This window comes from Streptomyces milbemycinicus, assembly GCF_002154605.1.
GTDB classification, from domain to species: domain Bacteria; phylum Actinomycetota; class Actinomycetes; order Streptomycetales; family Streptomycetaceae; genus Streptomyces; species Streptomyces milbemycinicus.
Genome location: NZ_MUNE01000371.1, coordinates 1 through 7884 on the forward strand (window position 1 = coordinate 1; position 7884 = coordinate 7884).

General features: G+C 72.2%; 7 protein-coding genes. 6 read left to right on the forward strand and 1 reads right to left on the reverse strand.

Annotated features, from left to right (window positions below; translation table 11 throughout):
- The 5 genes from CCN51_RS28565 to CCN51_RS28585 all read left to right on the forward strand — a co-directional run.
- A partial coding sequence (locus tag CCN51_RS28565) for an alkaline phosphatase D family protein (RefSeq protein ID WP_107426091.1) occupies nucleotides 1-1416 on the forward strand: 1416 nt, incomplete at its 5' end.
- Between the two features lie 275 nt (nucleotides 1417-1691).
- Nucleotides 1692-3716: an FAD/NAD(P)-binding protein gene (locus CCN51_RS28570; RefSeq protein WP_014180088.1), complete on the forward strand. Its 2025-nt coding sequence runs from the start codon at nucleotides 1692-1694 to the stop codon at nucleotides 3714-3716.
- A 42-nt stretch (nucleotides 3717-3758) separates the two neighbouring features.
- Entirely contained in the window at nucleotides 3759-4238 is a 480-nt protein-coding gene (locus CCN51_RS28575) for a DoxX family protein (protein WP_014180087.1), read from the forward strand.
- A 246-nt stretch (nucleotides 4239-4484) separates the two neighbouring features.
- On the forward strand, nucleotides 4485-5165 hold the full coding sequence (locus CCN51_RS28580) for a DedA family protein (protein ID WP_043487709.1): 681 nt from the start codon (nucleotides 4485-4487) through the stop codon (nucleotides 5163-5165).
- A 217-nt stretch (nucleotides 5166-5382) separates the two neighbouring features.
- A complete protein-coding gene (locus tag CCN51_RS28585) occupies nucleotides 5383-6036 on the forward strand; it encodes a lytic transglycosylase domain-containing protein (RefSeq protein WP_014180085.1) in 654 nt (217 codons plus the stop codon).
- Here CCN51_RS28585 and CCN51_RS28590 read toward each other — a convergent pair whose 3' ends face one another.
- The gene (locus tag CCN51_RS28590) at nucleotides 6037-6819 is read right to left on the reverse strand and encodes an alpha/beta fold hydrolase (protein WP_014180084.1); all 783 of its coding nucleotides are present in this window, start codon (nucleotides 6817-6819) and stop codon (nucleotides 6037-6039) included.
- Between the two features lie 367 nt (nucleotides 6820-7186).
- Between CCN51_RS28590 and CCN51_RS28595 the strand changes: the two genes are divergently transcribed.
- Nucleotides 7187-7884, forward strand: a 698-nt coding sequence (locus tag CCN51_RS28595) for a PP2C family protein-serine/threonine phosphatase (protein ID WP_086860228.1), incomplete at its 3' end; no start/stop codon positions are given.

Consider the following 7884-nt stretch of genomic DNA (forward strand, 5'->3'; position numbering starts at 1 on the left):
GACCCCGACCCCGCCCCCGCCGCCGTGCGCGTCGCGTTCGGCTCCTGCCGGTGGGCCGCGCCGCCCGCCGACGCCTCGGCCGACCCGATGGGCCCCGACGCCCTGGACACCCTGGCGTACACCCTCGCCCACACTCCCGGGGCCGAGCGTCCCGACGTGCTCGTCCTGCTGGGCGACCAGGTCTACGCGGACGAGACCTCCGAGGAGACCCGCCGCTGGCTCACCGCGCGGCGCGATGTGACCCAGCCCCCGTGGCAGCAGGTCGCCGACTACGAGGAGTACACCCGGCTCTACTACGAGTCCTGGCTGGACCCCGAGGTGCGCTGGCTGCTGTCCACCGTCCCCAGCTGCATGATCTTCGACGACCATGACGTCATCGACGACTGGAACACCAGCGAGGCATGGCAGCGGGAGATGCGCGCCACCCCGTGGTGGCGGGAGCGGATCCTCAGCGGTCTGATGTCGTACTGGGTCCATCAGCACCTGGGCAATCTCTCCCCCGCCGAGCTGGCCGCCGACGAGTTGTACGCGGCGGTGCGGGCCGCGCCCGAGGGCGACGGCACGGACCTGCTGCGGGAGTTCGCCGCCCGCGCCGACGCCGACCCCACGTACGCCCGCTGGAGCTACCGCCGCGACTTCGGGCGGGTGCGGCTGCTGATGGTCGACACCCGGGCCGCGCGGGTGCTGGAGGAGGGCGCGCGGGCGATGGTCGCCGAGCCCGAGCTGGCGTGGCTGCGCGAGCAGGCGCTGGAGGGCACCGACAGCTACGCCACGAGCGGCCGCGCCGGGCCGTACGACCACCTCCTGATCGGCACCTCGCTGCCCTGGCTGCTGCCGCACTTCGTCCATGACGTGGAGGCGTGGAACGCGGCGGTGTGCCGCGGCAAGCGCGGTCCGCGCTGGGCGCGGATCGCGGAAGACCTGCGCCAGCGCGGCGACTTGGAGCACTGGGCCGCCTTCCCCGCGTCCTTCGACGCGCTGACCGAGCTGATCGCGAAGGTCGGCGGCGGGCCCTCGGCTCCGGCGACGATCAGCGTGCTGTCCGGCGATGTGCACCATGCGTATGTCGCCGAGCCCGACTGGTCGCGCTGGCCGCAGCCGCCGGACAGCCAGGTGCGGCAGCTGACGTGTTCGCCCGTGCACAACCGCACTTACGCCTCGATCCGGCTCGGTTTCCGGTTCGGCTGGAGCCGGGCGGGCCGCCGGCTCGGCCGCGCCTTCGCCCGGCATGGACGAGTCACCCCGAACCGGCTCGACTGGCGCAAGACGGGCGGCCCGTGGTTCGGCAACCAGCTGATGACGTTGACGCTGCGCGGGCGTTCCGCGCGGCTGCGGCTCGACCAGGCCCGGCCCGATCCGTCGGGCGGCGGGGCGCGGCTGGTCACGGCCCTGGAGGCGGACTGGCCCGAGGGCTGACCCGCGCCCCCGCGGTCGAATTGCGCCCCCGCGGTCGAATTGCGGCTCCGCAGTCGAATTCCGGCTCCCGCAGTCGAATTGCGGCTCCGCCGCGTGGCTCACTGCCGGGCGACCCGGCGCCAGGCGGCCCGGCGCCGGGCTGTGCGTCAAAACACCACCCCGGCGTGATCCCTCCCACAACAGAGGCCGGAGTTCCCTACCTCGGCGCGATTCCCGGGAGCCCGAGCGGCATGATGGGCGAACCCTGAGTCACATCTGCCCCGGGAGACACAATCTTGGCCGGAGACCCCCACGCCATAGCCGTCGTCGGTGCCGGTCCCCGCGGCACCAGCGTGCTCGAGCGGCTGTGCGCCTCGGCCCCAGAGCTTGCGCCCCACGCGCGGCTCACCGTCCACATGGTGGATCCGTCACCGCCCGGCGCCGGCCGGGTGTGGCGTACGGCCCAGCCGGGCGAGTTGCTGATGAACACCGTGGCCTCACAGGTGACCCTCTTCACCGACGCCAGCGTCGAATGCGAGGGGCCGGTCCGCACCGGGCCGAGCCTGCACGAGTGGGTCGCCGAACGCGGGCTCGACCCGGCCCTCGGCCCGGACGACTACCCCAGCCGCGCGCTGTACGGCCGCTATCTGGAGTGGGTGTTCGGGGAGGTGGTGCGGGGCGCGCCGGACACGGTGACCGTCCAGGTGCACACCTCGCGCGCCGTACGCCTCGAGGAACGCCCGGGCGGCGAGCAGGTGCTGACCCTGGAGGACGGCAGCCGGCTCGACGGGCTGCGGGCGGTCGTACTCGCCCAGGGCCATCTGCCGACGGTGACGGACGCGGTGGAGGAACGGTTCGCCGCCCACGCCGAGCGCCACGGGCTGCGCTACTACCCGCCCGCCAACCCGGCCGACATCGACCTGTCGCGCATCGCGCCCGGTGAGCCGGTACTGCTGCGCGGTCTGGGCCTCAACTTCTTCGACCACATGGCGCTGCTGACGGTCGGCCGCGGCGGCAGCTTCGCACCCGACGGCGACGGCGACGGCGAGAAGCTGGTGTATCACCCCTCGGGCCGTGAGCCACGGCTGTACGCGGGCTCCCGGCGCGGCATTCCGTACCACGCGCGGGGCGACAACGCGAAGGGTGCCCACGGGCGCCACCATCCGCTGCTGCTGACGCCCGAGGTGATCAGCCACTTCCGCAAGCGCGCGGAATCCGGCGATCCGCCGGACTTCCTGACCGAGGTCTGGCCGCTGGTCGCCAAGGAGGCCGAGACGGTCTATTACGAGGCGCTGCTGGACCGCCCGGACCACCCGGACCGGCCGGGCCGCTTGGACCGTTCGGACCCGCCGGGCCGGCAGGGGCAGTCGGGTGAATCGAGCCAGCAGAGTCAGCCGGGACGCCAGGGATCTACGGGCCCCACGGGTTTCAGGGGGCGCTTTCTGGCCACCGAGCACGGCGGGGCTGAAGAGGCGGCGGTACTGGACGATTTCGGCATCGCACCGGCCGACCGATGGTGCTGGGATTCGGTGGCCCATCCGCACCGGAACCGGGAGTTCACCGGGCGGGAGGACTTCCGGCACTGGCTGCTGGGGTACGCGCGCGAGGACGTGGCCCACGCCCGGCTCGGGAATGTGTCGGGCCCCGTCAAGGCGGCCCTGGACGTATTTCGTGATCTGCGCAATGAGCTGCGGCAAATCGTCGACCACGGCGGTCTGTCGGGGCGCTCGCGGCGGTCCCATCTCGATCGCTGGTACACCCCGCTCAACGCCTTTTTGTCGATCGGCCCGCCGCGCCGCCGCATCGAGGAGATGGCCGCGCTGATCGAGGCGGGGGTGCTGGACGTCCTCGGTCCGCATCTGGAGGTGACCGAAGTGACCGCCGCGGAGCCGGGTGGAACCCCCGGTTTCGGGGGGCACTCGGCGCGGGTGCCGGGCCCTGTGGTGATCGCGACGACGCTGATCGAGGCGCGGCTGCCGGAGCCCGATCTGCGGCGGACGGCGGACCCGCTGCTGGCCCGGCTGCTGCGCACCGGGGGGTGCCGTCCACACCGGGTGGAGGGCTACGAGACGGGCGGTCTGGATGTCACTCCGAGCCCATATCGCCTGGTGGACGCGGAGGGGCGGCCCCATCCGCGGCGCTTTGCGATCGGGGTGCCGACGGAGGGCGTGCACTGGGTGACGGCGGCCGGCGCACGGCCCGGGGTCAACTCGGTGACCTTGTGCGACACCGATGCGGTGGCCCGTGCGGCGCTGCGCGCGGCGGGGTCAAAGTTGGCGGAACTTGAACTTGCAACAAAAGGTAAGGGGAACCTAACCTGACTGTCCCATTGTTTCCCGTCCCCGGAACAAGGAGCAGTCCCCATGTCCCCGTCCGCCACCCCCCAAGGTCTCGCCGAACGCCTGGACGGCACAAGACCGTATGTCCTCTCGCTCTTCCGCATAGTCGTCGGCCTGCTCTTCTTCTGCCACGGCGCCTCCTCGCTGCTGGGCTGGTTCGGCGGCCTCATGGGCACCGGCAAGACCGTCGACGCCGGCACCTGGCCCGGCTGGTACGCGGCCGTGATCCAGCTCGTCGGCGGCGGCCTGGTGCTGCTCGGCCTGGGCACCCGCAGCGCGGCGTTCATCTCCTCCGGCTCGATGGCGTACGCGTACTTCCACGAGCACCAGCCCGAGAAGCTGTGGCCCATCCAGAACGGCGGCGAGGCGGCCGCGATGTTCTGCTGGGCGTTCCTGCTCATCGTCTTCACCGGCCCCGGCCCCTGGGCCCTCGACCGCTTCCTCGGCTCGGCGCGCCAGGCCGTCACCGCCCCCGAGACACACCGTCAGCCGACCGCGGTCTGAGCGGTCAACTCGGCCGTCGCCCGAACATCCGCCTGAACGTCCGCTCCAAGCCGCAGATCACGTTATGCGGGGGTACCTCCCTTTCGTCACCGGGGAGGAAACCCCCGTGTGACGTGATTCGAACAACATCATCACCTCCTTGTCGATATCCTCACCCGTCACAGGCGTACGCTGTATGGCTGTGAAGGCCGCATCCGCCGCTCCCCGGCGGCGACGCGGCCGGGGGGAACCGGATCGGGAGAGACGTTGTTGGAACATTTGGGGTCGCTGACCAACACCCCATGGATTTACGCGGTTGTCGGCATGTCCGTTCTCCTTGACGTGTTCCTCCCCGTCCTGCCAAGCGGTGTCCTCGTCATCACGGCGGCCACCGCCGCCGCCGGAACCACCGTGGACGCGGTGGGCGTCGTACGCGTCCAGGCGGGCGCCGCGGACTTCTCCCAGATGTTCGCCCTCATGCTGTGCGCCGCCACCGCCTCCGTCCTCGGCGACATGGTCGCCTACCGGCTGGCCTGGCGCGGCAGCGACCGCCTCGACCGCGCCATCGCCCGCTCCCGCCGGCTGACCTCCGCCCAGGAGAAGTTGGGCACGGCGCTGGTCAAGGGCGGCGGCGCGCTGGTCGTCATAGCCCGCTTCGCGCCCGCCGGACGATCCGTCGTCAGCCTCGGCGCGGGCGCGGCGCACCGCCGGGCCAAGGAGTTCCTGCCCTGGTCGGCGGTGGCCGGACTGGCCTGGGCCGCCTACAGCGTGAGCCTGGGCTACGTGGGCGGCCAATGGCTCGGCGCCACCTGGCTGGGCACAGCGGTCTCGGTGCTCGCGCTCTTCGCGGCCGGCGCGGGCGCGGCGTACGTGATGAAGCGCCCCGTCGACGAGGAGCAGCCGCTCCCGGCGGCGCAGCCGGCGGTGGGCGGAGCCGGACAGCCGTAGGCGGAGCCGACGTCAACCGACGCGACACCATACGACGCCGCTCGATGTCACTCGACACCGCACGACGCCACTCGATGTCACGAGAAGACCTGGCCCCGCGAACCCGGCCGGAAGCCCTGATCCTGCGGACCTGGCCACGGAACGCGCGAATTCCGGATCCGGCCCGGAATTCCGGCTACCGTCCCCTCATGCGCATCCCCGTCCCTCCGGCGCCCGCATGGTGACCCGCCGCAGCCGTACCACCGCCACCCTCGTCGGCACCGCCCTGGTGCTCGCCGCCGGGATCCTCGTCGTACGGCACTTCACCACCCCGTCGGAGCCCGAACTTCCGACCATCCCCGCGGCCGAGCGCCCGGTGGTCGAGGCGGCCGCCCGCGCCTGCCCCAAGGTGAACGTGCCGCTGCTGGCCGCGCAGATCCACGCGGAGAGCGGCTGGCGGCCGGACGCGGACTCCGGACATGCGCAGGGCATCTCGCAGTTCACCCCGGAGACCTGGGCCGAGTGGGGCCGCGACGGGGACGGCGACGGAAAGGCCGACGTCTGGGAGCCCAAGGACGCCATCCCCTCGCAGGCCCGCTATATGTGCCATCTGTACGGCATGGTGAAATCCCTGCCCGGCAACCCGACCAAGCTGGCGCTGGCCGCGTACAACGCCGGTCCGACCGCGGTCCTCGAGGCCCGCGGGATCCCGAAGATCGCCGAGACCCGCGAGTACGTGGACCGCATTCTGAACACGCTGCTCCCCCAGTACCGCGAGAGCGAGGAGAAGTACGCGGCGAAGCACTCGCCGCGCCCTTCTGCTCGCGTCTCACGCCCCTCGGATTCCGCCCCGTCCGGCGCGGCCCTCAAATCCGCCGACTCCGGTCCGTGATCACGCGTCCGCCGCGATGAAGTCCTCGACGGCGCGTACGAGTTCGAGCGGCGACTCGTCGGCGGGGTAGTGCCCGGCACCGGGCAGTTCGACGAGTTCGGCGCGCGGATACCAGCGCAGCCAGGTCTGCCGCATCAGCTCCGCCGTCACCGCCGGATCCTGCGCCCCGACCACCACCCGGACCGGCACCCGGGAGCCCAGGATGTCCTCGTGGAAGTCCTCCAGGGCCCAGGAGTCCAGCCAGGCCCGGAACGCCTTGGCGTCGCTGTGCTCCAGCGAGTGCCGGACCATCATGTCGAGCCAGGCGGCGGGGTGGCGGCCGCCGGTGGTGTAGTCGATGATCGCCCGCCGGCTCTCGGGGCGCTCGGCGGCGGAGGTGAACAGCTCCCACTGCTCACCCTCCATCGGCATCCCGCTCGCGGGGACGGGGGCGACCCCGACCAGCCGCCCCACCCGGTCGGGGGCGGCGGCCACGACGCGCTGTGCGACGGCGCCGCCCATCGAGTGCCCGAGGAGCGAGAACCGCTGCCAACCGAGGTGATCGGCGAGCGCGAGCAGATCGCGGCCCGCCTCGCCGGTGGTGTACTCGCCGCGAATGTCCCGCGCCTCCCCGTAGCCGCGCAGATCGGGGAGTGCGTAGGTGAAGGCCCGACGGTCGATATGCGGCAGCATGGCCGCGAAGGCGGCGCGGTCCGAGAACCAGCCGTGTATGGCCACGACCCGGTGCGGCCCTTCGCCGACGAGCTCAAACGGTGGAACGAGGGGTGGAACGATCGGTTCCATGGCACCTCCGGTCCCAGTCGAAGACGGGCGCGCGGCGCGCGTGCCCGTTGCCGGACAACGGTGTCGTCAACCGGCGGCCTCGGCAAGGCCGCTGCGCATATGCGAGCGAAGCCTGACCGTGATCTGACAGACAACGGGGCGGGGCGCGCACCGCTCACCCGCTCACGTACGGTGCCGACCTGGGCGCGAACGGCGACGATCGCGCCGCACGGCGGCAGCCGCATATCGAGCGGCAGCCGCAAATCGAATGGTCCTCCCGCGCCCGCGACCGCCCCTTCCCCCGTCCCCTTCCGCCGTGACCGCGCGTAACATAAGACGCGGGTCAGAGCTCCCCCAGCCTGCGCTGGAGGTACCACTCGGAGCACCGATGAACCGCCGCCGCCGTACCACCCCGGAATCCCCCGAACAGGCACTGCGTTCCCTGGGGCGGCTGACCGCTCAGATCCTCGAGCGGATCAAGCTGCAGCAGGCGCGGGTGGAGCTGGCCGTGGCCCTGCAGCGGCAGATGCTGCCCGCCGAACTGCCCGCGCTCCCCGGTCTGCGGGCCGCCGCCCGCTACACACCCTCGCGGGACGGGCTGGATGTCGGCGGCGACTGGTACGACGCCTTCCCGCTGCCCGGCACCACCTCGGTCGGCTTCGCCATCGGCGACGTCCAGGGCCATGACGTGGAGGCGGCGGCTTTCATGGGCCAGGTCCGCACGGGGCTGCGCGCCGTCTGCACCACCACCTGCGACCCGGGCGAGGTGTTGCGCGGGGTCAACGAACTGCTCATCTCGATGGGCAGCGATCTGTTCACCACCTGCTCCTTCGTCCGCTTCGACCCGGTCGCGGGCGAGCTGGCCTGCTCCCGCGCGGGCCATGTCCCGGCCATACAGGCCTCGGCCGACTCCCCGGCCGAGGTCGTCTGGGACCCCGGAGGCCTGCCGCTGGGGATCCAGGGCGGCGAGACCTATCCGGTGACCCGGCACCGGCTGACGCGGGCGGGAGCCTTCGTACTGATCACGGACGGGGTGGTGGAAGGGCCGTCCTACTCGATCGACCAGGGGCTGGCCGAGGTGTCGCG

Bases quoted from the DNA above. Each gene is read 5' to 3' on its own strand.
- CCN51_RS28575 (WP_014180087.1), top strand. From the start codon at position 3,759: ATGTCCCCGTCCGCCACCCCCCAAGGTCTCGCCGAACGCCTGGACGGC.
- CCN51_RS28585 (WP_014180085.1), top strand. From the start codon at position 5,383: ATGGTGACCCGCCGCAGCCGTACCACCGCCACCCTCGTCGGCACCGCC.
- CCN51_RS28590 (WP_014180084.1), bottom strand. From the start codon at position 6,819: ATGGAACCGATCGTTCCACCCCTCGTTCCACCGTTTGAGCTCGTCGGC.